Below are 24,893 nucleotides of genomic sequence, written 5' to 3' on the forward strand. Positions count from 1 at the left end.
TATTAAAAATCCTAGATTATTTTAAAACATTTACATTTCTGAATGTCTTTAATAATCTAGGATTTTTAATTTTTAGGGTTCATCGTTCAAAAAACGCCTTTTCCCGACAGCCCCTTTTTTATTGATAAAACAAAACCTCATCCTATTACAAAGTATTATACTTTGATTTGAGATGAGGTTTCATTGACTAATTTTTATTTATTTAAGTTTCCTTCATTAAGCATATACGAAAGAACATATAAACTTTCTGAAAGATTTACCTCTTCAACCTTTACATCACTTGGTACAGTGATATCAGTCGGAGCAAAATTCCATATTCCTTTGATTCCTGCAGCAATTAATTTATCTGCTGTTTCTTGAGCTCTGTCCTTTGGAGTACATATTACAGCAATCTCAATATCTTCTTCTTTAATATATTTTTCTACATCCTCTGCATCTAGTACTTCAAGATCTCTCATCTTAAGCCCTATCATTCTAGGATTCACATCAAAGAGAGCCTTTACCTTGAATCCCGATTTTCTAAAGCCTCCATAATTCGCTATTGCCTGTCCTAGATTTCCAGCTCCCATGATTATCGTGTTGTAGCTTTTGTCTAGTCCTAGTATTTTTGAAAGCTCATTGTAAAGCTCTTCTACATTATATCCGTATCCTTGTTGTCCAAAACCTCCAAAATTATTAAGATCCTGTCTTATTTGAGAAGCTGTGAATCCAATTATTTCACTTAACTCTTTAGATGAAATTCTGTAGATTTCCTTATCTAGAAGATCAGCTAGATATCTGTGGTATTTTGGCAGTCTTCTAATTACTGCCATAGAAACTTTTTTAGACATTGTACTTCCTCCATCTCGTACTTCCATTTATTTGTTATAATTATAACGATACTATAATGCTTTGTCAATTGAACATCTCCCATAGATACTATATAGTGCATAAGAATTTTTTATACTACATACGATATTATAATTAATAATAAATATCAACTAATTTATATGTTTACGTAGTTTCATAGTCCATGTCTTTATAATAAGGTGTTGATGAATATATAATTACCCTGTAAAATGGTGTAGTTAACATATTATTTAACAACTAGTGAATTTTTAATTATAGAATTAGGCGGTGCTTCATAAATGATTGCTTTAGCAATGAATAACATAAAGAAAACCTTCGGGATTGATACTATTTTAGAAAATATATCCTTTAGTATCAACGAGGGAGAGCGTATAGGACTTGTAGGCTCAAACGGAGCTGGAAAAACCACTCTATTTAAAATAATAACAGGTGAGCTTGATTATGACAATGGAGAAATCTATTTTGGAAAAGACCTTACAATTGGATACCTTGCTCAAAATACAGAAATTGCAACTACTAATACACTTTTAGAGGAGGTCCTTACTGTATTTGAGGGAGTAATGGTCCTTGAAAAAGAAATTAGAATCTTAGAACATGAGATCTCTGATGCTGGAGCAAAAGAGGATTTCACTTTACTCGATAGACTCATGAAGCAATATTCCTTAAAGACAGAGGAGTTTACCAAAATAAATGGGTATGCCTACAACTCCGAAGCAAAAGGCATTCTTATCGGGCTTGGATTTAAAGAAGAGGATTTTTCTAAAGAGGTAAGAATGCTTTCAGGAGGAGAAAAAACTCGGTTGATGCTAGGAAAGCTCCTGCTAAAGAAGCCTGATATACTGCTTCTTGATGAGCCTACCAACCATCTTGATACAGATTCCGTCCAGTGGCTTGAAAGCTTTTTAAAGCAATATAGGGGAACTATATTTGTAATCTCCCATGACAGATATTTTTTAGACGAGCTTACAAACAAGACCTATGAGCTTTTTTCAAGGGAACTAAAAATATATAACGGAAACTATTCTTTTTATGTAAAGCAAAGGCTAGTGGACGAAGAAATTGCTCTCAAAACCTATGAAGAAAATCAATCTCAAATCAAAAGGCAACAAGAGGTAATAGACAAATTAAAAGCCTTTGGAAGGGAAAAACAGGTCAAAAGGGCACGAAGCAGAGAAAAACTTCTTGATAAAATGGAAAAGGTTGAAAAGCCTAATTACCTAAAGAAAAAGGCTAAGATAACCTTTAATACTAAAATAAAAAGCGGCAAAGATGTAATGAAAATAAGGAGTGTTTCTAAATCCTATGGAGAACGAACACTTTTTTCAGAAGTCAATCTTGACATATATAGGGAAGAAAAAATAGCTTTAATAGGACCAAATGGAGCTGGAAAGTCTACTCTTTTTAATATTCTTCTTGGAGAGGACAAGAATTTCGAGGGTGAGATTACTTTTGGAACCAACGTACTCCCTGTATATTTCGACCAAGATAGAGATGATTTAAATCATGAGGTCAACATACTTGATGAGGTATGGTCTACCTATCCCCACATTAAAGAGGCTGACCTTAGGTCCATGCTTGGAGCATTCTTATTTTTCGGAGATGATGTGTTCAAGCTTGTAGGTACATTAAGTGGTGGAGAAAAGGCCAGAATATCTCTACTTAAGCTAATGCTTTCAGATTCAAATTTTCTGTTTCTTGATGAGCCTACCAACCATCTTGATATAGAATCTAAAGAAGTACTTGAAGATGCCCTTTGCGCCTATGAAGGAACAGTTTTTGTAATATCTCACGATAGATATTTCCTAAATAAGGTTCCAGATAAAATACTTGTACTTGAAAATCAAGAAATAAAAGAGTATTTTGGGAACTATGATTACTATATGGAAAAAAAGGCAATGGAAAAAGCTGCAAAGGAATTTGAAAATCAGACCGAAGACTCCTCTACCAAGACTCAGCTTAAGGTTCAAAGGAAAAAAGACAAGGAAAAGGAAAAGGAAGAAAGAAAGCTTAAAAAACAGCTTACAGACACAGAAAATAGGATTCATGCTATAGAGCAGCAAATTACAGACCTTGACCACGAGCTATGTAAAGAAGAGGTTTATTCAAATCCAGAAAAATCAATGGAAATAACGGATTTAAAAACAGCCTTAAATAATGAGCTTGGAGATTTACTTGAGCTCTGGGAAAAGCTTTTAGAGGAAGTAAATTAATTTCATAGTTAATACAAAAAATCCTAAACTATTCAAATAAGAGCAGACTGCTTGAGCTCACTTTGAATACTTTAGGATTTTAGTTTTATTTTTGGCCAAGTCTAAGAGATGGCTTAGCATTTAGATTGAGGTCTGATTTGTACCCCCTTATATATTCATAATATCCTGCACTACCTATCATAGCTGCATTGTCCGTGCAAAGCTCCATAGGAGGATAGTAAAATTCAAGGTTGTTTTCTTTTGCCATAATAGTTAATCTTTCTCTAAGGGCACTATTTGCAGAAACCCCTCCAGCTATTGCAATTTTTGTCATGGAAAATTCCTTTGCTGCCCTTATAGCCTTATTTGAAAGAACTTCAATAACAGCTTCCTGAAAAGATGCAGCAACATCAGCCCTGTTAATCTCCTCTTCCTTCATCTTCATGGAGTTTAGATAATTAAGGACAGCCGATTTTAGACCGGAAAAAGAAAAATCATAGCTATCATCAAGATATGTCCTTGGAAACTTAATAGCACTTTTATCCCCTTCCTTTGCAAGCTTGTCTATAAGAGGACCTCCTGGATATCCAAGGCCAAGGGACCTTGCTACCTTATCATAAGCTTCTCCTGCAGCATCATCCCTCGTCTTACCCAGTATTTCGTATTTTCCGTAATCCTCTACCTTTACAAGGTGGGTATGCCCCCCAGAAACCACAAGGCATATAAAAGGGGGCTCTAGGTCTTTATGGGCTATATAATTTCCTGCAATATGTCCTTCGATATGGTGGACTCCAACAAGAGGTATATCAAGAGCGTATGCAAGAGCCTTGGCAGATGACAGACCTATAAGAAGGGCTCCCACTAGTCCAGGACCATAGGTTACAGATACGAAATCAAGGTCATTAAACCCTATGCTAGCTTTTTCAAGAGCCTCTATAATCACCGGATTTATATCCTTCACATGGTTTCTCGATGCCACTTCAGGAACGACTCCCCCAAACTTTTTATGTATGTCTATTTGACTCATTATTATATTAGAAAGAACCTCTCTGCCGTTTTTAAGGACCGCAGCAGAAGTCTCATCACAACTAGTCTCTATTGCAAGACTTATCAAATCCTTCATTAGTTCACAGAACTTAGTCGCAGGAAGCCCACCCTTCTAGGGGTTGGGAGGAATGCGATAACTCCATTTCTCTCCTTTCTATAATATATTTGTATCCATCAAATCTTTGCACTATTTGACAGTACTTGTGATTAATTCCTTGTATTCTTCCTTTAATCAAGTTAATGTTAAAGCTTCCTGTACTTCTACAGGCTATGCTTCCATACCATATTCCTTTATGTTTTCCTTTTGGAACTACTGCTTTAACCATATCTCCACTTTGAAAACCAAAGAAATATTTTTGTCTTGGTAGATATGCCTTAGGGAATCCATATTTATTCAATGTAGTTCTACTGTAATTGCCCCTTCCAAGTGCCTTGATATATAGAACATTATCTGTTTTAAATATGATTTCATCAGGAGTAGACTTTCCTATGCAAATTGCGTCATAGTGATGGTCCTTAGGCAGCTTTAAATTAATTCTATTCATCTTAGTTCTTGCTCCTGTGCCGCATTCTACTTCAAGTCCAGTATTAGATAATAATTCGTAGACTTTCCACCTAGTAGCATTAAGTATTGCACAATCTTTTAAGGATTTCTTAACTTGCTTTTGAATGTTTGGATCCCCAAATTCTTCTGCAGTTTGATTTCCTTTTTTTTGATTACAAGTACGGCAAGATATGCAAAGATTATCTACCCTGTTACTTCCACCTCTTGATTTAGGGATAATGTGTTCAACTTCTAAAGGAATATTTTGCTTTCCGCAGTAAGAACACTTTCTGCCAAACTTTTCTAGCAGATACTCCCTAATTTCATACCCTTGCAAAGTCCCTTGCTGATACTCTATGCCACTTATTTCAGCATTTTGCATTAACTGAGTGTCAAATTTAACATTTTCATATGAGATATGAGTAATGGGTATTAATTTTTTAAGTTTATTTACCCATACATAGATATTGTTAGCCCTGCTTTGCAAAGATGGTGGAATCCAGCCTTCTTTACGCTTTCTGTTGCTAAATCTAGGCTTTCTATACCTTAATTTGTTACGCCTAAATCTCCTGTGGCCTCTTTTAGTGTCTAGTTTTTCTTTAATATTGGTCCTGTGCTCTATTTGTCCTAGCCATATAACTTCTTTACTATTTTTTAGTATTGCAAGTCCAGTACATCTTGAGCCATAATCAATTTTAAGCCTATACTGATGCTTATTTATCTCTTCGATCCGCTTATTTAAAATAATAGTAAACGGATACTTTTTAAAAATTTTAGCCTTGCCTGTTTTCAGTAATTTTCTGGCTCTTGCTGGATGGCAAGGATCCAGAGGATTTTTGTCTGTATCTAATACAAACACCATAATGGATTTCTCCTTTCTCGTTAGTAAACTAACGGTAACAGTCCCTTCGCCAATGATATAACCGCTTTTTGCAAGTAGCACACTATTCCTACCAATTAGAATTGTTTAATACTACTCGATAGAACCTAGAACTAAGGAAGCATTCTAGGGTATCATGACAGAAATATCGTAGTTCTCTAAGAACTTAGGCTGGTCATAATAGGCCTTTACAAGCCCATGCCTTTAGGCATGTGGTTTATGACCTCTATATGCTTCCACATTATAACCGCATCTTCCCTATTATCTAGATAATATTCCCTTCTTAAACCTGCAATCTTAAATCCATATTTTTTATATAGATTTTGGGCAGTTTGATTTGAAGCTCTTACTTCAAGGGTCATATCAGTTAGCTTGAAATCTTTGGCTTCCTCAATAAGAGCCTCTACAATGATATTTCCAAGTCCTTTTCCCCTAAAATCAGGATGGACAGCTATATTGTTGATATGAGCTTCACCTACTATGTCCCAAAACCCTCCAAATGCCACGACTATTCCTTCTTCGTTTTCTATTACAAGATAGTGTGCCCTTTCGTTTTTTAGTTCTTCAGTAAATGATTTTTTGCTCCAAGGGTCTGGAAAGGATAGCTCTTCTATCCTATATATTCCATCTATATGCTCTTTTTTCATTTTTACAGCTTTATAATTCACTGGTTTTGTTCCTCGCTTCAAATTGTATTTCCGCTTGGGATTTTCTAAGATATACCGGGTCTGCAAAGCCCGCTTTTCCTTCTTTATGATATTTTTTTGCTAAGTGACACACTGAAGATGCCTTGATTATCATCTCATCAGCTCTTGGGCATTTAAAGTAATTTAGGACATCTTCGTCCATCAAAGAAGCGTCCCCAAGTATCATAGGCCTATCATAAGATTCGGCTTCTTTTTTAAGGTCTTCAAGCTCCACTACATCAGGCTCTTTAAGACATTTTAACTCTCCATTTTGAAATGTATATATTCCTCTGTAAACCCTTTCTCTTTGTGCATCTAGGGTTGCAAATATAGCACCATCATAATATTTCACCCCATATGCCATAGCCTCAAGTGAGGATATTCCTACTACATCTATGGACAGTCCCATAGCCATAGCATTTGCAGCAGACACTCCAATTCTAATTCCCGTAAACGAACCTGGCCCTATAGAAACTCCTATAAGGTCTATATCCTTTGGAGTAAGATCAAGACTTTTTAGAAGATTATCCATAAGGGGCATAAGGTTTTCTGAGTGAGTCAGCTTATGATTAAGGGTAAACTCTCCTTTCAATACATTGTCATCTATTACCCCTAGAGATAGAGACGCCGAGGAAGTATCAATTCCTAAAATCTTCATCTTTTATCAGCTCCTCAATTATGTTTTCATATCGCTCTCCATAGGCAGTAAGTATAGCCACTCTTCCTCCATCCTCACTGTAATGAAGCTCTATATCAAGTCTCTCATTAGGAAGAACATCCCTTATTATCTGAGCCCACTCTATAATCACGACTCCACCCTTAGCAAGGTACTCATCAAACCCAATATAGTACATCTCCTCAGGGTCAGCAATTCTATATACATCAAAATGATAAAGAGGAAGTCTTCCATCTTCATATTCCTGAACTATAGTAAAAGTAGGACTTGTAATAGAGTCCTCTATCCCAAGAGACTTTGCTATAGCTTTTGTCATCGTCGTTTTTCCAGCCCCAAGATCTCCATTTAGTGTGACTACATCATTTGCTCCAAGAAGATTCCCAAGCTTTTTACCAAATTTATATGTAATTTCCTCATTTTTCAAATATATCATATCTAATTCCTGCTCTTTCTAAAATATACTTTTATATTCTTCATTAAATTAAAGTAAACCCTTAAGCTAAGTTTCATAAAGCTTAAGCAGTCATCATAGAGTTAAATTATCTTTTACAAACTCTTATTATACCAAATACAGGAAATTTCTGCATATAAAATCTTTCTTTTTTTAAAGCATGAAAACTTTCACTAATACTCTGTATATCAACAAAATAGAATTACTAAAGGATTAAATAAACTTTTTTGTATTTATAAATAAAAAAGTCTCCAATAATAGGAGACTCAAGCATTTATTTGTAAAATTTACCCTTTAATGAATCAGTTCATCTCTAGGGCGCTTATATAAAATTTTTATTTATTAAAGCCTTTTTCACTATCTATCATTATCTAGTCTTTAGAAGTGGTGCAACCTTTTTGTATATCGAAGCTGTAGCTAGAGATAATATAATCCCCTTGATTAAGTTGAAAGGTATTACTCCATAAAGCACAAGAGTAAACTTATCTGTAATCAATGCATTTACAGCAGTTCCCATAGATATAATTACATCAATTGGCATTAGCTTTGAGTAAAAAGGGATAATTATAAAGTAGTTTGATAGTGCTCCAACTATTGCCATACCTATTGTAGCAGCTATACTTCCAATTACTGCATTTCTCTTAGTTTTGTTAATATGATATATACCGCTTGATATAAGTACGAATGATCCACCTACTATAAAGTTTGATATCTCTCCAATTCCACCAGTGCTTGTTCTAGTAATAAAATGAAGAATGTTTTTTATTAGCTGAATAGTAATCCCTGCTACAGGACCCATAGCAAATCCACCAATTATAGATGGCATATCCGAAAGGTCAAGCTTTAAAAATGCTGGGGTAAGTGGTAGTGGGAAGCTAAAGTTCATTATAATAAATGAAAGCACTCCCAGTATAGATATCTTTACCATATTTGAAGTTGTAAATCTTGGTTTTGCAATTGCTCTTTCCATTTTATAAATTCCTCCTATAATAATATAATTTTATTATAGAGAAGATATGAGTTATGTAGAAAAAATTAAAAAATGCCTAGAGAAAATATCTCCAGGCATTTGGCTACAAAACTATCTCTCTTCTCCCATCCAGACTTTACTGTCGGTGCTTGAATCTCACAAGCTCAACCAATTAAGGTTCGCGGACTATAACCGCCGGTCGGGAATTTCACCCTGCCCTGAAGAACAATATTCTTTTTACTCTTTAATTATAATACTTATTCATTTGATAGTCAATGTTAACTAGCAAAATTCATTAAAATATTGTATTAAAAATCACATACTTTTATTCTTCATCCCTGCTTATAATTAACATATCCCACAGAGCGCCTATGCTCTTATCTAGTTTCTCTACCTCACTACATATAATTGGATTATCACGATTTTTTAATTTTAAAACAAAAATCGCTCCCCTTATTATGGAGTATATGTTAGAAGCCTCATGTATTATTTTTTTATGATTTGTTATATTCTCTTCTCTTATACAATGTCTTTCAAGCAAATAAAATCCTTTATCAATACCGCTCAAGAGAGTAGAGTAAGCTCCTTTGCTAATTTCATTATCCTTAAATAATTTTTCGGATTTTTTTCTTATATTTTCAAGATTTTCATATATAAGCTCACAGTATCTACTAAAATCATTCATTTTTCTATCCTTTTTTCATTGAAAGAGAAACCTTTCCTCTATTTAAGTCTATACCTATTACCCTCACTTCAACTATATCTCCTACTGATACTACCTCCATAGGGTTCTTTACAAACTTATCAGAAAGCTGAGAAATATGAACAAGACCGTCATTTTTTATTCCTATATCCACAAAGGCTCCAAAATCCACTACATTTCTTACAGTGCCTTTAAGTATCATACCTTCTTTTAGGTCTTCTAGCTTTAGTATGTCGGACCTAAGGATAGGAGCTAGACCGCCCTCTTCCTCTCTTATATCTCTACCTGGTTTTAAAAGCTCTTTAATTATATCCTTCAAAGTAGGAAGCCCTATATCAATCTTTTTAGATATTTCCGTAAGGTCTAGACCATTAGATTTTTGGGAGATGATTTGCCCCTTTGTCTCCTTTATTTCCTCTGGTGTGACCTTAAGTATTTCTAAGAGCATTTTTGTATTTTTATAGGATTCTGGATGTATTCCTGTACTATCCAAAAACTCTCCTGATTCTTTGATTCTCAAAAAGCCGGCACATTGCTCGTATGCTGCTGGCCCAAGTCTAGGCACCTTTAGAATTTCTTTTCTTGATTTGAATTTTCCGTTTTCATCCCTATATTTGATTATATTTTTAGCTATTGTTTTATTAATACCTGCAACATACTGAAGTATTGCAAAAGAAGCAGTGTTTAAATCAACCCCTACCTTATTTACACTATCTTCTACAATTCCACTAAGTACCTCTGCAAGTCTTTTTTGATTTACATCGTGCTGATACTGTCCTACCCCTATGCTCTTTGGATCTATTTTTACAAGCTCTGAAAGAGGGTCCTGTAGTCTTCTTGCTATAGATGCTGCTCCCCTAAGAGATACATTTAAATCAGGAAGCTCTTCTTCCCCAAGCTCAGATGCAGAATATACAGATGCCCCAGCCTCACTTACTATTACAAAGCTCACTTTTTTCGAAGCTTCCTTTACTATATCTGCAACTATGGTTTCCGATTCTCTCGAAGCCGTTCCATTTCCAATTGCTATTATATCCACATCATATTTATTTATAAGGGAAAGTATAGTTTTTTTAGTTTCTTCAACCTTGTTTTGAGGTGCAGTGGGATATACAGTTGTAGTATCTACGACTTTTCCGGTATCATCAACTACAGCTATCTTACATCCCGTCCTATATGCAGGGTCCCATCCAAGTACAGTTTTTCCAGCTATAGGGCTTTGCATAAGGAGATTTCCCAGATTTTCTCCAAATACCTGTATAGCTCTTTCCTCAGCTTTTTCAGTAACTAAAGATCTTAGCTCTCTCTCTAGGGATGGTATAAGGAGCCTTTTTAAGCTATCTTCAATTACGAGGCTCATATGGCTTTTATGAATCTCAGACTTAATATATTTTTTTCCTGAAAGGGATAATACTTTGTCCATAGGGTGCTCTAGCTTTACTTTAAGTATATCGTCTTTTTCTCCTCTGTTCACTGCGAGTATCCTATGAGATGGCATCTTACTACACACCTCTTTATAATCGTGATACATCTTGTATGTCAGAAAGTCTTCTTTCTCTTCGCTTCCTTTTTTTACAGAGGTTTCAAGTATAGACTCTCTAAACACTATATCTCTAAGGAGTTTTTTTAGGTCAAAGTCATCTGCAATAATCTCAGCGGCAATATCCATAGCTCCAGCTATAGCATCTTCTTCATTTTCTACACCTTTTTCTATATCTATATATTCTGATGCCCTTTTATCCAAAGATTCTTTTCCTTCTAAAAGGATATCACTAAGCCCTTCAAGACCCTTTTCTCTTGCAACAGTTGCCCTTGTTCTCTTTTTTTGTTTGAATGGCTGATATATATCTTCTACCTCTTGGAGGGTAGATGCTTTTTTAAGGGAGTTAACTATAAGCTCTGTAAGCTTTCCCTGCTCCTCTATAATCCTCTCTACCTGCTCTTTTCTTTCAGAGAGGTTTTTTAGATACTTTAACCTTTCGTCAAATTGCCTAAGCACAGTATCTGACATTTCACCTGTTTGCTCTTTTCTATACCTGGCAATAAAGGGAATTGTCTTTCCTTCATCTATTAAAGCAATAGTATTTTCAACCTGATAAGCCTTTAATGAAAATTCCTCCTGAAGCATTTTTAATAAATCCATAAATCACCTCTAGTTTTAATATTTATACCTAATTATAGCATAAAGGGGACTTTATTTTTCCTACAATCTATACTTTGGAAATTTTATAAACCATTCTCATTTGAAACCTTAAAACATCAAAACAACTCAATATCAATGCAATTTTTTTACATATTCATAATATTTAGCTCTTTGAAATGCTCATTTCTGTATATTATAATGCTCATTGTTTTATGTTCAGGATGCTCACTTTCTTAGGTTGGAATGCTCTTTTTCTTATGTTAGAATGAAAAAGTCGTACTTACTTTCTCTTTTAATCTCAAGTGATAACTTAATCTAATCTTTTTAATACCAAAGTAAGAACAAGTATAATAATATAACTGTAAAGGTGGGGAAATATCTTGGCAAAAGGGTTTAAAAGTATATCCATAGGAATTTTAGCTTTTGTGATTCCGTTTTTAGTTGTAAGTATCTTGGCCGTATCAATAATCGGGTATAAATACTCATCAGATGTTATTGAAACACAAATCGAATCGGAAATGAGTTCAAAAATAAATGAATCGGCTACTCATATAGATTCAATTCTCCAAAAGGAAAAAATTATAGCTCAAAGTTTAGCAAAGACTATAAAATCTTCATTTGATAACTTAAGTGAAGAAGATTATGAGCAGCTACTTATTAATTATACAGAAATGTATCCAGAGACTACGGGAATGGGACTTTGGTTTGAACCTTACGCAGTTGAAAATATGGAAAAATATGCTCCATATGTCTATAGAGATTCTTCTGGAGAAATAATATTTAGTGACGAGTATACTGTAAATGATTTTAATATTTGGGAAAGTGAATGGTATGTAGTAGGTTCTAATAAAGATGGTGGATGGACTGAAGCATATGAAGATCCAGTTACATCTACTCCTATGATTACAGTATCTTATCCGATTTATAATTCTTTGGAAAATTTTATTGGAGTAGTTACAGTTGATATTGATATCACAAGTATTAGATCTACAATAGAGAATATAGATTTAGAGTATAGAGGAAATGCTTACCTAATAGAAAGTAGCGGAGTATATTTAGCTGGAGCAAGAAATGAAGAAATAATGTCCCTAAAAATTCAAGATGATGAAAATGAAGCTTTTTCAAATTTTTCTACTGAAATATTAGAAGATACTCAATTTGAAGTTCTTTCTTATAAGGAAAATGATGAAAAATACCTTCTGTTTTATAATCAAATTCCAGAAACAGGTTGGATAATTTTAATAAAAGCTAATTATGCAGATGTATATGCTAACCTATCTAATCTGATGATTTTGTTTTTAATAGTAGGTTTATCGTCCATTGTTTTGGTTTCAGTCGCCAACATATTCTTTTCAAATCGACTAGGGAAAATCGCTAAAAGATACACTGATTTTTCTTACCATATTTCTGAAGGAAACCTTAACTATATGCTTGATGAAAAAGATAGAATTAGAAGAGATGAATTTGGAGGAATAGGTAGAGCATTAGACAAAATGCAACTAGAACTAAAAAAGATTATAACTGGATTTATTGATAACTCTAAGAAAATTGATAAACATTCACAAAATCTAGCCGAATCTTCAAAGCAAATGAGCGCTTCAGCTGAAAGTGTCGCACTAGCTATATCTGATGTAGCGACAAATGCATCTTCTCAGTTTGAAAACCTGAGAGAAATCTCTAATAAAGTGCTTCAATTTGGCAATAAAATAGAAGAAATGAACGGCTCTATGATTCATGTAGGCTCTTCTGCAGAAAATATAGGCTCTTTAGCAAAAGAAAGTGATGAAAAAATGAATGAACTTATAAGCTCATTCAAAAGTATGTCTCTTAATTTTGAATCCCTTATAAACAAAGTTAGTTCTGTGGAAGATAATATATCACAAGTAAACGAAATAACAAGTTTAATAAATTCAATATCCGACCAGACTAATCTTTTGGCACTTAATGCCGCAATTGAGGCTGCTCGAGCTGGAGAATCTGGTAAAGGTTTTGCTGTGGTGGCAGATGAGATTAGAAAATTAGCTGAAAGGAGCGGAAAAGCTTCCGAAGAAATTAATAATATCATTGTTTTAGTGTCAAAAGATACTGAGGATATGGTAAACTCGACAAAAACTGTTAGCAATACCATGGAAGAACAAAGTAAAAATATTAATACTTCCATGAAGAGCTTTAAAGAAATAATACAGTCAGTGGATCAAATAAACCCATTAATAAAAAATACCACAGAAATATCTAAGTCCATAAATCAGGATAAAGATTTAATACTGAATGAAATATCCAGAGTTGGTGAAATGTCTGAAAATGTAGCTGCATCAGCTGAGGAGATATTAGCATCATCTGAACAGACAACCTCTATGACCCAAGAATTATCTGCATCAGCAATAGACTTAAAGGATCTAACTGGAAAAATGAGGGAATCACTAAAATTCTTTAAAGTCTAAAAAATAATGCGTATACAAGAGGCTATCCTTGTATACGCATTTTATTTTGAATAAAGTATTCTTAGATTATTTCATTAACAGGATTAGTGTAAAATAATTTGTGACTTCATTAATAAATAAAATTCTTATTTAACCTTTATCCCAGTTTTGAGAATCAGAATATATATTTATATCCTGCTTTCCATAAGTAGCTCCTGCATATACCTTTTTAGCATTTCCGGAAGATTTTACGTCCTTCTCATTTTCGATTTTTTCAAGCTCCATAGAAAGCTCATGCCAGCCATCTTTAAGAGGCGTTAGTACCTTTGCTCCCTCTTCAAAAAGCTCTGGCCTTATCTTGTTGAATCCTTCAGTCATAAGCCTATTTACATAAAGATATATCTGCTTTGTGGTAAACGATATTTCATCCTCTTCTTCTCCCATAGTAGCAGTGAGGTGGGCAAGGATTTCTCTATTATGGTCAAGAACTTTAGAAAGTTCTTCTTTATTTCCCTCTTTCATTAATTTCGAACCTTCTTCTAGGTTTTCTATAAGAGCTTCATATGCAAGCGCCACCATCTGCTCGCCGCTATAGGTAGCTATTTTTATTGCCAAATCGTCTTTATATGACATTTATAGGTTCCCTCCTAATAGGTTTTCCTAAAAAATTAACTATTTAATAATTGTAGCATCATCTGTGGCTGCTGATTTGCCTGAGCAAGCATCGATGTACCAGCCTGCTGAAGTATATTAAACTTCGTAAACTCTGACATTTCTAATGCCATATCTGTGTCTTGGATTCTCGATCTGGCAGCTGTAAGGTTTTCTGCAGTATTATCAAGATTTGCAATTGTTTTCTCAAGTCTATTTTGATAAGCTCCCAGTTTAGCTCTTTGTTCAGATATTTTAGATATAGCATCATCTAATCTTCCTATTGCAAGGTTGGAGTCTATATTACTTGAAACACCTATTCCACTTAATACAAGCTCTGTGCTATCAATTTTATTTAGCTCAATTTCAACCATTTGATTTGAGTTTGCTCCATTTTGTATTTTTATTTTTTGACCTATAAATGTACCTGAAACCGTAGTTCCATTGAAAAGTCCTATTCCATTAAATTCTGTATTAGTACCTATTCTATCAATTTCTTCAATTAGCTGATCTATCTCTCCCTGTAGAGCTTCTCTATCCTCAGATTGATTTGTATCATTTGCCGCTTGAACCGCTAGTTCTCTCATTCTTTGAAGCATAGAGTGGACTTCATTAAGTGCACCTTCTGCTGTTTGTATTAGAGATACTCCATCCATAGAGTTCTTTGAAGCCATTTTTAATCCTAAGATTTGTGCATTCATTTTTTCAGATATTGCAAGTCCTGCTGCATCATCAGATGCTCTATTGATTCTTTTTCCCGATGAAAGCTTTTCCAAGTTTCGAGCTGATGCTAAGGAATTTCCTTGAAGCATTCTATGGGAATTAAGTGCTGCTATATTAGTATTTATTCTCATTAAGTAACCCTCCTATATTTAAGCTTTACCCTATATTTATCGTCAGCTTAGAGCTTTTCTTTACTTTTATTTACGTTCGGTTTTGCCTATCTGTTTGAGTATTTGTATACTCCATCTATTTTTTCTACAAATAAAAGAACTTTTGCAACTATTTCATACAGCTCTTTTGGTATTTCTTCACCAACTGCAATAGCCATCAGTGATTTAAGTAGCTCCTCGTCATAATACATCTCCACTCCATGTTCCTGAGCTTTTTCAATTATCTTCTCAGCAACATATCCTTCACCTTTTGCCGTAACTCTAGGTACTCCAATATCTTCTGAGTACTCTATTGCAATTGCTTTTTTATCCCTTATATCATTATCTTTCATCTATATTTTCACATCCAGACCAGTCTTTATCTCTTCCGAAGTCTCTTCCACAAATTCAACCTTTAAGTCCTCTCCTTTAGATGAGATATCCATGGATTTAAGATTATAGCCAGATACTTCTAGAAGGTTTCCAAGGGACTCTGCATCTGTTTTCATATCCTTAAGATATGGGCTATCTCCTGATATTTTGAGCTTTATTTCTTTTCCTTCTACCTTAATATAAAATCCTAATTTCCCTAAAGTTTTAGTATTTATATCCATCAGTATGCTCATATCTTCTGGGTCTATGCCTTTTTTTCCTTTCCCTTTCGACTTAACATATACATTTGCATTGCTACCTTCACCATTCATATAAAAAGGTATCTGTATCATGCTTGAGTTTTCTTTGAGTCTATGGGTCTCTTTGATATTTTCATTCAATTCTTTCATATATCGTTGGAAAATATCCTTATCTTCTCTTTTAGAGCTTTTCACAAGTTCTTCTGCTTCTTTAAGATTCGAATATATCTGATTGATATATGCTTGTTGTTCTTCTTTGTTTCCTTTTGGACCTTCACTCATAAGCCTTACAAGCCCTTCTAACTTTTTATAAAGTTCTCCAAAGTCTCTTTCTCTAGATTGCTCAATCATCCTATCTATGTTTTCTGTAAAAACTGCTTTTCCCTGAGCTATATCAAGAGCTCTCATCCCTGTTTTTAAAGAAAGGCCTAAGGAGAGCTTTGCCATATCAACGCTAGCTTGCTCTATATCTGAAGATTTTACAGATGAAAACTCATAGCTACTATACTTTGCTTCAAATTTTTGAATATAGGTTTTTAATTCTGCTATAGGAGTTTTCATAGGATCTATTCCAGTTGAAATCATACTCTTTATATGATATATCCTAGCTGTAGATCTTAGATAATCATAATGACTTACTGCTTCATTTTTTTTCTCTATAGATAAGCTTATTTCATCTTTTGTCATTAGCTCTCTATTTATAGATTGAGGGCTTGTATCTATATTTTGAATAGGAATTATCCCCGCTCTTCGCCCAATTAGCTCTAAGGTTACAGATTCTCTAAGGTGATTAATTTCCATATGGTTAATCTGCCTTACTGCACCCAATACGTATGATGCCCTCAGGCTTTGTATTTCTTGCTTGGGAAGTATCTTTACCATACTTTCTCCAAATAGAGCCTTCACTAAACTATTATTCCCTCTTTGAGTTAATAAGCTTCCTAGCTTTTCATCTGCTGATATAAGAGTATTTTTCTTTATTGATTTCACTAGATTAAGTAGCTCTTTTCCCATCTCTATATCCGCTTTTGCAAGGCCCTTAGCTAAAAAACTTTCTTTTTTTGATTTTATTTCTTTTACAATTTTAAGAAGCTCAAATATATCCTTTTTGAGAATATCTTCCCCTTCTTTCATAAGAAGAGCCGCAGTCTCTTTGTCAAGAAGCTTTTGTAGCTCTTTTAACGCTTCTCTTGCCATAGCTGTTTGCTCAACTAATGCTTTATTTATTTCCATATTTTTCTTTAGCATAGACTTTGCTATATCTATATGCTTTTCTTCTATATCCATCGAACCCATAAACCTTACAATTTCTTTTTCCATAAGCTCAAGGTCTTTATCTGTAAGACTTCTAAATGGCTGAGCTCCATAATCTGCTGTTTGAGCCACATTTAATGGTGATTCAGTTATCTGGTTTTTTAATCTATAAAGTCCATCTATAGTTAGCTCTTCTTTTTTTATGGATTCAATTATATCTTTAAAATCTATGTCTTTTATATTGTGCAATTTTGAAAACAAATCATGGATCTTATCTATATTTTCTCTAGTAATTTCAATATCCAGCTTATGCAAAGATTTGATTACGTCGATTATGTCCTTTCCCATTTCCATTCCATATATTTCTTTGGCTATTTTTTTTGCATCTTCTTCACTTAGTTCTTTTCCAAAGATGGATTGAATTATCCCTTTTTCTCTAGGCTCTATATTTTGAAGCTCCTTGATTTTGGATTCAATCTCAAATATAGACATCGAGTCTATATCATATCCCTTATCCACTAGTGCTGCTGCGATATCAGGACTTAATGAGTCTTTCATTTTTTCAAGAGAAGATATGGCAGCTGAAACCTTTTCTATGTTTTCTTTTGTTGGAGCAATATCGTAGTTTTTTATGGCTTTTAGGGATTTCATATTTTCTTTTGTTGGTTTTAGTCCAATTTCCTTGAGTTTTTCTTCTGACTCATTTATATCTTTTTCTTCTTTTTTCTCATCTTCTTTAGTTACAACTTTCATAGATTCTATTTCACGTCTTGAAATAAGAAGAGTTTGTCCTTTTTTTACATCAATATCTTTTTTAACTATTATATCTAATACATCATTGCCTTTTGTTTTTATTCTAAGGCTTTTTCCATCTTTAGAAAGTATTTTTCCTTCTACTTTTAGGTTTGAAGGCCCTGTCATATATGAACTTCTTATTTCATTTCCTGTAATCTTTCCTTTATTTGAATATGTGTTTATCATAATCTTCACCCTCATCATATTAACAAAGTGTCAAATCTTCACTATATTAATATCGGAAAGGATATACATATTCTTAAATAAAAAGATTCAAAGCCTATTACATAAGCCTTGAATCTTTAATTTAAACTTTTGATTCTTCAATTTTTATTCCTTTAAAGCCTCTATAACCTGTTTTTCATGCCCTGCGACCTTTACTTTTTCAAATATCTTCTTAATAATCCCTTCTTCATCGATTATAAATGTAGTTCGTTCTATTCCCATATATTTCTTTCCGTACATGGACTTTTCCTTTATCACACCATAAGCATTACATATCTTCTCATCTTCATCGCTTAAAAGTTCAAAAGGCAGTTCGTATTTTTCTTTAAAGTTCTTTTGTTTTTTTATAGAGTCTTTACTTACCCCTATTATTTTAGCTCCCAAAGAACTTATCTCTCCTTCAGCATCCCTAAAGGCAGTAACTTCGTTTGCTCAGCCAGATGTATTGGCTTTGGGATAGAAAAACAGTACTAACTTACTTCCTCTAAAATCTTCTAATTTCACTTCTCTTTCCTGTGTGTCAAATAATTTAAAATCAGGAGCTTTTTTGCCCACTTCTATAGACATTTCATCACCTCAGTATTCAAAAATTTAATAACTACTTATGGTTTTTACCCTATTATTCTTGAAACTAAGCACACCTATACTTTCCTTATGTTAGAGTTGTTTTCTTAAATTTTATGATATAATTAAATAAATTTATATAAGACTACGGCAAAAGCAGAATCGGAGGAAGACTATGAGCGTAAAGATAATCACAGACAGTACAAGTTATATAGGAGAAAATATTCTAAAAGAACTAGATATCTCCCTTGTTTCTCTATCTGTGGAGTTTGACGGGGAGGTATTTAAAGAGACTGAGATTACAAATGAACATTTTTATAAGCTTATGAGTGAAAAGGGGATTCCAAAATCCTCTCAACCAGCTATAGATGATATTCAAACCTCAATGGAAAATATAGTGAAAAATGGGGATGATGCTCTTTGTGTATTTCTATCCTCAAAGATGAGTGGTACATTTAGCACTGCACATATGGCAAAAGATATGGTTCTTGAAAAATATCCAAATGCCAATATAGATATTATAGATTCTAAGTCAAACTGTATGGAGCTTGGGTTTAAGGCTTTAATAGGTGCGGCGGCTTCTATTGAAGGAAAGACTATTGCCCAGATATCAAAAATAGTTTTAGATAATATAAAAAGAAGCAGATTTTTATTTATTCCTCATAACCTTGTTTACCTTGAAAAAGGTGGGCGTATAGGAAAAGCTAATGCAATGCTTGGAAACCTGCTAAAAATCATTCCTATCCTTACTGTAGAAGATGGGGTAACTAGTATCTTTAAAAAAGTAAGAACTAAAAAAAGAGCTATCTCATCTATCATAGACAAGGTAGTGGAGGATATGAAAAATTTTGGAGGTCTTGGGGATATAGTGGTTCATCATATCAACTGTACTGATGAGGCTAAGGCTGTGGCTAATCAAATAAAGGATATCCTTGGAATAGAAAATGTAAAGATTCACGATATTGGCCCTGTAATCGGCCTTCATGTGGGTCCTGGGGCTATCGGGATTGCATACTATACAAATGAAGATATGAGATAACTTATGAATTCCTAAATATAATTTCCCATGAAAAAAACTCCGGTTTCAATCGAGTCCGGAGTTTTGATTTTATATTTTATATACCTTTTACATCATAATATCTACAAGTAAACCTCTAATATCGTCAATCTTTTTTAGAACTCCCATATGGTCAATCTGACCTGATATAAACTCCCTTGTTAGAGTATCTAGCTCTCTATCCACTGTTTTTACGATAGAGTAGACTCTATGTCTTCCTCTTCTATCAAGAAAGTTTTGGTTCTCAAACTGATGGGCATTTTGGGTTGCAACTCCAAGGAACTCTTTTACAAGCTTCTTGTATTCAAGTATATCCTTCAGGTACATTTTTTCCCCAATTTTATCAGCTTGATCAGTAATCTTCCCAAAGATTTCTTCTAGCTCTTCTCTTACATTTTCGGACTTTATCTTCTCAAACTTTTCCATAAAGGCTGTACGAGAGAGGTCTTTTACGTTTTTTTTAGTTTGGATATCCAGACTTGGACTCACTTGTATACCTTTTGGGCCTAAAGGATTAATTCCCTGCATGACTTCCTCCATATAAGAATTTAAGTAATTTTATAAGTTTATCTTCATATTCTTATATCGGCAATCTTTAGTAAAACTTTATCCTTGATTTTTGATATGTTGAAGATATGCATTCATAAAAGGCATTAGGTTTCCATCCATAACAGACTGGATATTTCCTATCTCCTCATTTGTTCTATGGTCTTTGACCATGGTATAAGGCTGAAACACATACGACCTTATCTGACTTCCCCATGATATCTGAGAGTATTCTCCCTGGATATCTTCAATCTTGTCCTTATGCTCAAGCTCTTTTAGCTCTATTAGCTTTGCCATAAGCATCTTCATAGCAGTTTCTTTATTAGAATGCTGAGACCTCTGGTTCTGGCACTGCACTACTATTCCTGTTGGGAGATGAGTGATTCTGATTGCTGATTCAGTCTTATTTACATGCTGTCCTCCAGCGCCTGATGCTCTATAGGTATCTATCTTCAAATCAGTAGGATTGATATCTATTTCTACACTATCGTCAAGTTCTGGAATTACATCGACAGAGGCAAAAGAGGTATGTCTTTTTCCTGATGTATCAAAAGGTGATATTCTAACTATCCTGTGAACCCCTTTTTCTGACTTTAGGTATCCATAGGCATTGAATCCTTCAATCTTGAGGGTCACACTCTTAATCCCAGCTTCTGGGTCAGATATGAGATCTAGCTCAATCACCTTAAAACCCATATTTTCTGCAAACCTATCATACATTCTAAGGAGCATCTTTGCCCAGTCTTGAGCATCAAGACCTCCAGAACCTGCATGTATAGAAAGTATTGCGTTATTTATATCATATGGTCCATCAAGGAGAGTTGCTATCTTCATGTCTTCTATTTTTTTATAGACTTCTTCTATTTTAGATTTTAGCTCTTTTTCCATGCTCTGATCTTCTTGGGAAAGCTCAAAGAGGATTTCAACCTCTTCGAACTCATCCTCCATGGACTTAAAGCTACCTATCTTGTCATCAAGAGCCTTGCTTTTCTGCATTACCCCTTGGGCTTTGTCTACATCGTCCCAAAAACCCTGCTCTGTCATTTCCTTGTCTATCTCTGACTTTGCTAAAAGAAGGCCATCTATGTCAAAGAGAAACCCTCAATTCTTTTATTGCCTCTCTCATCTGGTCTATTTTTTCTCTATGCTCTTGGATATTCAGCATTATACCAGATCCTTTCCGCAACATTTTTTGTACTTCTTTCCGCTTCCGCAAGGGCAAAGATCATTTCTTCCTACTACTTTATTACTTTTATTCTGCTTCGGTTTTTCTTCTTCCTCACGAGAACCGCCTTTTTCCTGAAGCTTGTCCATGTTTATCATCTGTTTTCTCTCTATTGGCTGAGCCTCTATTCTTATTTGGAAACCAAACAGATACTGCACAGTCTCTTCTTGAATAGATGCAATCATCTCGTCAAACATGTCAAATCCTTCTATTTGGTAGGCTCTTACAGGGTCTTCCTGTCCTATAGCTCTAAGACCTATACCTTGTCTTAACTGATCCATAGCATCTATATGATCCATCCATTTGGAATCAACTATCTGAAGTAGGATGACTCTTTCAATCTCTCTCATTCTCTCAGAAGTAATCATTTCTTCTTTTTCTGCATATATCTTATTGGCTTCGTTAATAAGCTTTTCTTTTAAGTCCTCTTTTGTAAGGTCTTCTATATTTCCAAGCTCTATCGGCTCTTTTGGATGTATCAGCTTGTTTACTCTATCCATAAGAGCTTCTATATCCCATGACTCTGGGTAGCTGCCTTCTGGAATATAAAAGCTAAGAATTCTATCCATAGCCTTGTCAAGCATGTCCATAATCTCAGATTTCATGTCCTCACCTTCAAGGACATTTCTTCTTTCTTTGTACATTATCTCTCTTTGCTTGTTCATTACGTCGTCATATTGAAGTACGTGCTTTCTGATGGAGAAGTTCTTGCCCTCTACCTTCTTTTGAGCACCTTCAATTGATTTTGAAAGCATCTTGTGCTCTATTGGCACATCGTCTTCCATGCCAAGCTTATCTATCATACCTATGATTCTCTCACTACCAAATAGTCTCATAAGCTCATCTTCAAGAGATATAAAGAATCTAGTAACCCCAGGGTCCCCTTGTCTTCCGGCACGACCTCTAAGCTGATTGTCTATACGTCTTGACTCATGTCTTTCAGTACCTATGATGCAAAGACCTCCAACTTCTCTTACCTTTTTCTGTTCATCCTTTAGCTCAAGCTTTTTCTCTTCATGTATTTTGTGATAAAGCTCTCTTGCTTTTAGTATTTCTTCATCATCTACAGGCCCGAATCCGCTGGCTATAGATATAGTATGGTCTTCATAGCCCAGCTTTTTCATCTCTTTATTTGTAAGAAACTCTGGATTTCCTCCTAGGATTATATCTGTACCTCTACCTGCCATATTAGTAGCTATAGTTACAGACTCATATCTACCAGCCTGAGCAACTATTTCTGCCTCTTTTTCATGGTTCTTGGCGTTAAGTACTTCATGCTTTACACCTTTTTTCTTTAGCATCTCAGAAAGAAGTTCTGATCTTTCTATTGAGATAGTACCCACAAGGACAGGCTGACCAGTTTTATGTCTTTCAACTATTTCTTCAACTGCGGCCATGTATTTAGCAACTTCATTTTTATATACAGCATCGTCCATATCTTTTCTTACTATAGGTTTGTTAGTAGGTATTTGGACAACATCCATTCTGTATATAGAGCGGAACTCCTCTTCCTCAGTCTTAGCTGTACCTGTCATACCGCAAAGCTTCTTGTACATTCTAAAGTAGTTCTGAAAAGTTATAGTTGCAAGGGTCTTTGATTCTCTTTGTACCTCAAGCCCTTCTTTTGCTTCTATAGCCTGATGAAGTCCTTCTGAGTATCTACGTCCAAACATTAGTCTTCCTGTAAACTCATCAACTATTACTATTTCTCCATCTTTAACTACATAGTCGACATCTCTTTTCATCATGGCATGAGCTCTTAGAGCCTGATTAACATGATGGTATGTCTCCATATTTGAAACGTCAGTTATGTTTTCAACTCCAAAGAATTTTTCAGCCTTTTCTACCCCTTCTTCTGTAAGAGAAGCTGAGTTTCCTTTTTCATCTATGGTGTAGTCTACTTCTTTTTTAATAGTTCTTATAAAGGTATCCGCCATTGTGTAAAGGGCAGTAGATTTGTCCCCTTGTCCAGAAATTATAAGTGGTGTTCTCGCCTCATCCACAAGGATGGAGTCAACCTCATCCACTATAGCAAAGTTCAGTGGTCTTTGAACCATCTGGCTCTTGTAAATAACCATATTGTCTCTAAGATAATCAAATCCAAACTCGTTGTTTGTTCCATATGTTATATCCGCATTATATGCAGCTCTTCTTTGATCTTGATTTATGCCATGAAGTATCACTCCCGTAGTAAGTCCTAGGAAGTTGTATAGTTTTCCCATCCACTCCATATCTCTTTTTGCAAGGTAGTCATTCACTGTAACTACGTGAACTCCTTGTCCTGTAAGTGCGTTTAGGTATACAGGAAGAGTCGCCACAAGCGTCTTTCCTTCACCTGTTCTCATCTCTGCTATTCTTCCTTGGTGAAGCACCATCCCACCCATAAGCTGGACATCATAGTGTCTCATTCCGAGCACTCTGTTTGATGCCTCTCTTGTAACTGCAAAAGCTTCAGGCAGTATATCATCAAGGGTCTCACCTTTTGCAAGCCTTGATTTAAATTCCTGAGTCTTTCCTGCAAGTTCGCTATCAGAAAGCTTTGATATTTTGTCTTCAAATGAATTTATAGTGTTAACAGTATTCTGTAGCTTCGATATTTCTCTCTTAGCGAGAAAGTTTTCTAAGAATCCCAATTTAATACCTCATTTCTTATTCTTTTTTCAATCATACCCTCTATTTTACCATAATTATGTATTTTTTTGCATTAATTAAGGTATCCAAAATCCATAATTAACTAATTTGTAATATATGGAAAAAGTTAGTGAAACCCCTATAATCCTTAGATTTACAATGATTTTTAAATTTAATTTATTAATATTTAGAAGTTTATTTTAGCTCAAAAAAATTGGGGAAATGATAAAAATCTATCATATCCCCAATTTTTTATATTAACATGAAGTTTTAATTTTAAAATTCATCGGCTTCAAGTATACCGTAGTTTCCATCTTTTCTTTTATATAAAACAGCTACATCTTCAGTCTCAGAGTGAGTAAATACGAAAAAGTTGTGTCCCAGCATCTCCATCTGAAGTATCGCCTCTTCTTCTGACATTGGCTTGAATCCAAATTTCTTTCTTTTTACTATCTTTCCATTTTCGTTTTCTTCTTCAGAAAGTCTTATATAGGATTCTACATTTTCAAATCTTATGGTTTCATGTCCTTTGTCCATAAGCTTGGTTTTGTGCTTTCTAATTTGTCTTCCAATCTTATCAACAACCATATCTGTAGCATTATATAAATCTGTATCTGTAGCCTCTGCTCTCATTACAGTGTTTCCTACAGGAATAGTCACCTCAATCTTGTGGAGATTTCTAACCACACTCGCAGTCACTCTTGCTATTGCCTCATCGCTAAAGTACTTATCCAATCTTGAGAGTTTGGTGTCGACCGAAGTCCTCATTGCATCTGTTACGTCAATTTGTTTTCCGCTTAGGATAACTCTCATAAAAGCCTCTCCCTTCAATTGCTTGTTCTAACTAGCAATGCCATATCTATAATAAGTTGGAGTATTTTGC

At 34.5% G+C, this 24,893-nt stretch carries 21 protein-coding genes and 1 riboswitch; of the genes, 3 read left to right on the plus strand and 18 right to left on the minus strand.

The window, feature by feature from the left end:
• Positions 1–194 precede the first annotated feature (194 nt).
• Positions 195–830 (minus strand): redox-sensing transcriptional repressor Rex, encoded by a 636-nt coding sequence (locus J2Z35_RS07600; RefSeq protein ID WP_209660796.1) that lies wholly within the window; start codon positions 828–830, stop codon positions 195–197.
• A 297-nt stretch (positions 831–1,127) separates the two neighbouring features.
• Between J2Z35_RS07600 and J2Z35_RS07605 the strand changes: the two genes are divergently transcribed.
• Positions 1,128–3,059 carry an ABC-F family ATP-binding cassette domain-containing protein gene (locus J2Z35_RS07605; protein ID WP_209660797.1) on the plus strand — a complete coding sequence of 644 codons (1,932 nt, stop codon included), beginning with the start codon at positions 1,128–1,130 and terminating at the stop codon, positions 3,057–3,059.
• Positions 3,060–3,144: 85 nt separating this feature from the next.
• Here J2Z35_RS07605 and tsaD read toward each other — a convergent pair whose 3' ends face one another.
• The 8 genes from tsaD to J2Z35_RS07645 form a co-directional block, all read right to left on the minus strand.
• Positions 3,145–4,161, minus strand: coding sequence for a tRNA (adenosine(37)-N6)-threonylcarbamoyltransferase complex transferase subunit TsaD (gene tsaD, locus J2Z35_RS07610; protein WP_209660798.1), 1,017 nt, complete (start codon positions 4,159–4,161; stop codon positions 3,145–3,147).
• A gap of 13 nt (positions 4,162–4,174) precedes the next feature.
• Positions 4,175–5,491: an RNA-guided endonuclease IscB gene (gene iscB, locus J2Z35_RS07615; RefSeq protein ID WP_209660799.1), complete on the minus strand. Its 1,317-nt coding sequence runs from the start codon at positions 5,489–5,491 to the stop codon at positions 4,175–4,177.
• A 206-nt stretch (positions 5,492–5,697) separates the two neighbouring features.
• Positions 5,698–6,177, minus strand: a complete 480-nt coding sequence (rimI, locus tag J2Z35_RS07620; RefSeq protein WP_330623412.1) for a ribosomal protein S18-alanine N-acetyltransferase — start codon at positions 6,175–6,177, stop codon at positions 5,698–5,700.
• Positions 6,167–6,853, minus strand: a complete 687-nt coding sequence (gene tsaB, locus J2Z35_RS07625; RefSeq protein ID WP_209660800.1) for a tRNA (adenosine(37)-N6)-threonylcarbamoyltransferase complex dimerization subunit type 1 TsaB — start codon at positions 6,851–6,853, stop codon at positions 6,167–6,169. Before tsaB ends, rimI begins: the two co-directional genes overlap by 11 nt.
• Positions 6,834–7,304: a tRNA (adenosine(37)-N6)-threonylcarbamoyltransferase complex ATPase subunit type 1 TsaE gene (gene tsaE / locus J2Z35_RS07630; RefSeq protein WP_209660801.1), complete on the minus strand. Its 471-nt coding sequence runs from the start codon at positions 7,302–7,304 to the stop codon at positions 6,834–6,836. Before tsaE ends, tsaB begins: the two co-directional genes overlap by 20 nt.
• 385 nt (positions 7,305–7,689) lie before the next feature.
• Positions 7,690–8,292 carry an ECF transporter S component gene (locus tag J2Z35_RS07635; RefSeq protein WP_209660802.1) on the minus strand — a complete coding sequence of 201 codons (603 nt, stop codon included), beginning with the start codon at positions 8,290–8,292 and terminating at the stop codon, positions 7,690–7,692.
• A gap of 113 nt (positions 8,293–8,405) precedes the next feature.
• Positions 8,406–8,522: riboswitch (FMN riboswitch) on the minus strand.
• A gap of 95 nt (positions 8,523–8,617) precedes the next feature.
• Complete coding sequence (locus tag J2Z35_RS07640; protein WP_209660803.1) at positions 8,618–8,977, minus strand: hypothetical protein; 360 nt, start codon at positions 8,975–8,977, stop codon at positions 8,618–8,620.
• Positions 8,978–8,981: 4 nt separating this feature from the next.
• Complete coding sequence (locus J2Z35_RS07645) at positions 8,982–11,138, minus strand: Tex family protein (protein ID WP_209660804.1); 2,157 nt, start codon at positions 11,136–11,138, stop codon at positions 8,982–8,984.
• Between the two features lie 380 nt (positions 11,139–11,518).
• On the opposite strand from J2Z35_RS07645, the gene J2Z35_RS07650 reads away from it, so the two are divergent.
• The gene (locus J2Z35_RS07650; RefSeq protein WP_209660805.1) at positions 11,519–13,579 is read left to right on the plus strand and encodes a methyl-accepting chemotaxis protein; all 2,061 of its coding nucleotides are present in this window, start codon (positions 11,519–11,521) and stop codon (positions 13,577–13,579) included.
• 129 nt (positions 13,580–13,708) lie between these two features.
• Here the strand turns inward: J2Z35_RS07650 and J2Z35_RS07655 are convergent, their stop codons facing one another.
• The 5 genes from J2Z35_RS07655 to bcp form a co-directional block, all read right to left on the minus strand.
• Complete coding sequence (locus J2Z35_RS07655; protein ID WP_209660806.1) at positions 13,709–14,191, minus strand: flagellar protein FliS; 483 nt, start codon at positions 14,189–14,191, stop codon at positions 13,709–13,711.
• 35 nt (positions 14,192–14,226) lie between these two features.
• Positions 14,227–15,063, minus strand: coding sequence for a flagellin N-terminal helical domain-containing protein (locus tag J2Z35_RS07660; protein WP_209660807.1), 837 nt, complete (start codon positions 15,061–15,063; stop codon positions 14,227–14,229).
• Between the two features lie 86 nt (positions 15,064–15,149).
• Positions 15,150–15,434 (minus strand): EscU/YscU/HrcU family type III secretion system export apparatus switch protein, encoded by a 285-nt coding sequence (locus J2Z35_RS07665; protein ID WP_209660808.1) that lies wholly within the window; start codon positions 15,432–15,434, stop codon positions 15,150–15,152.
• Positions 15,435–17,948: a DUF6240 domain-containing protein gene (locus tag J2Z35_RS07670; RefSeq protein ID WP_209660809.1), complete on the minus strand. Its 2,514-nt coding sequence runs from the start codon at positions 17,946–17,948 to the stop codon at positions 15,435–15,437.
• Between the two features lie 144 nt (positions 17,949–18,092).
• Positions 18,093–18,554 (minus strand): thioredoxin-dependent thiol peroxidase, encoded by a 462-nt coding sequence (bcp, locus tag J2Z35_RS07675; RefSeq protein ID WP_209660810.1) that lies wholly within the window; start codon positions 18,552–18,554, stop codon positions 18,093–18,095.
• 172 nt (positions 18,555–18,726) lie between these two features.
• On the opposite strand from bcp, the gene J2Z35_RS07680 reads away from it, so the two are divergent.
• Positions 18,727–19,590 carry a DegV family protein gene (locus tag J2Z35_RS07680; RefSeq protein WP_209660811.1) on the plus strand — a complete coding sequence of 288 codons (864 nt, stop codon included), beginning with the start codon at positions 18,727–18,729 and terminating at the stop codon, positions 19,588–19,590.
• Between the two features lie 87 nt (positions 19,591–19,677).
• Here J2Z35_RS07680 and J2Z35_RS07685 read toward each other — a convergent pair whose 3' ends face one another.
• From J2Z35_RS07685 to hpf, 4 genes are all read right to left on the minus strand, one after another.
• Positions 19,678–20,136 (minus strand): YaaR family protein, encoded by a 459-nt coding sequence (locus J2Z35_RS07685; RefSeq protein WP_209660812.1) that lies wholly within the window; start codon positions 20,134–20,136, stop codon positions 19,678–19,680.
• 78 nt (positions 20,137–20,214) lie between these two features.
• Positions 20,215–21,319 (minus strand): peptide chain release factor 2 gene (gene prfB / locus J2Z35_RS07690; RefSeq protein WP_408627179.1). Its coding sequence is split into 2 segments (ribosomal slippage): positions 20,215–21,255 and positions 21,257–21,319, totalling 1,104 coding nucleotides; the frame shifts between segments, so codons are not numbered across the junction.
• Positions 21,319–24,012 (minus strand): preprotein translocase subunit SecA, encoded by a 2,694-nt coding sequence (gene secA, locus J2Z35_RS07695; protein WP_209660814.1) that lies wholly within the window; start codon positions 24,010–24,012, stop codon positions 21,319–21,321. The genes prfB and secA overlap by 1 nt, the downstream gene beginning before the upstream one ends.
• Before the next feature lie 274 nt (positions 24,013–24,286).
• Positions 24,287–24,823: a ribosome hibernation-promoting factor, HPF/YfiA family gene (gene hpf, locus J2Z35_RS07700; protein WP_209660815.1), complete on the minus strand. Its 537-nt coding sequence runs from the start codon at positions 24,821–24,823 to the stop codon at positions 24,287–24,289.
• Between the last annotated feature and the right edge of the window lie 70 nt (positions 24,824–24,893).

The organism is Acetoanaerobium pronyense (assembly GCF_017874355.1).
Taxonomy (GTDB): domain Bacteria; phylum Bacillota; class Clostridia; order Peptostreptococcales; family Filifactoraceae; genus Acetoanaerobium; species Acetoanaerobium pronyense.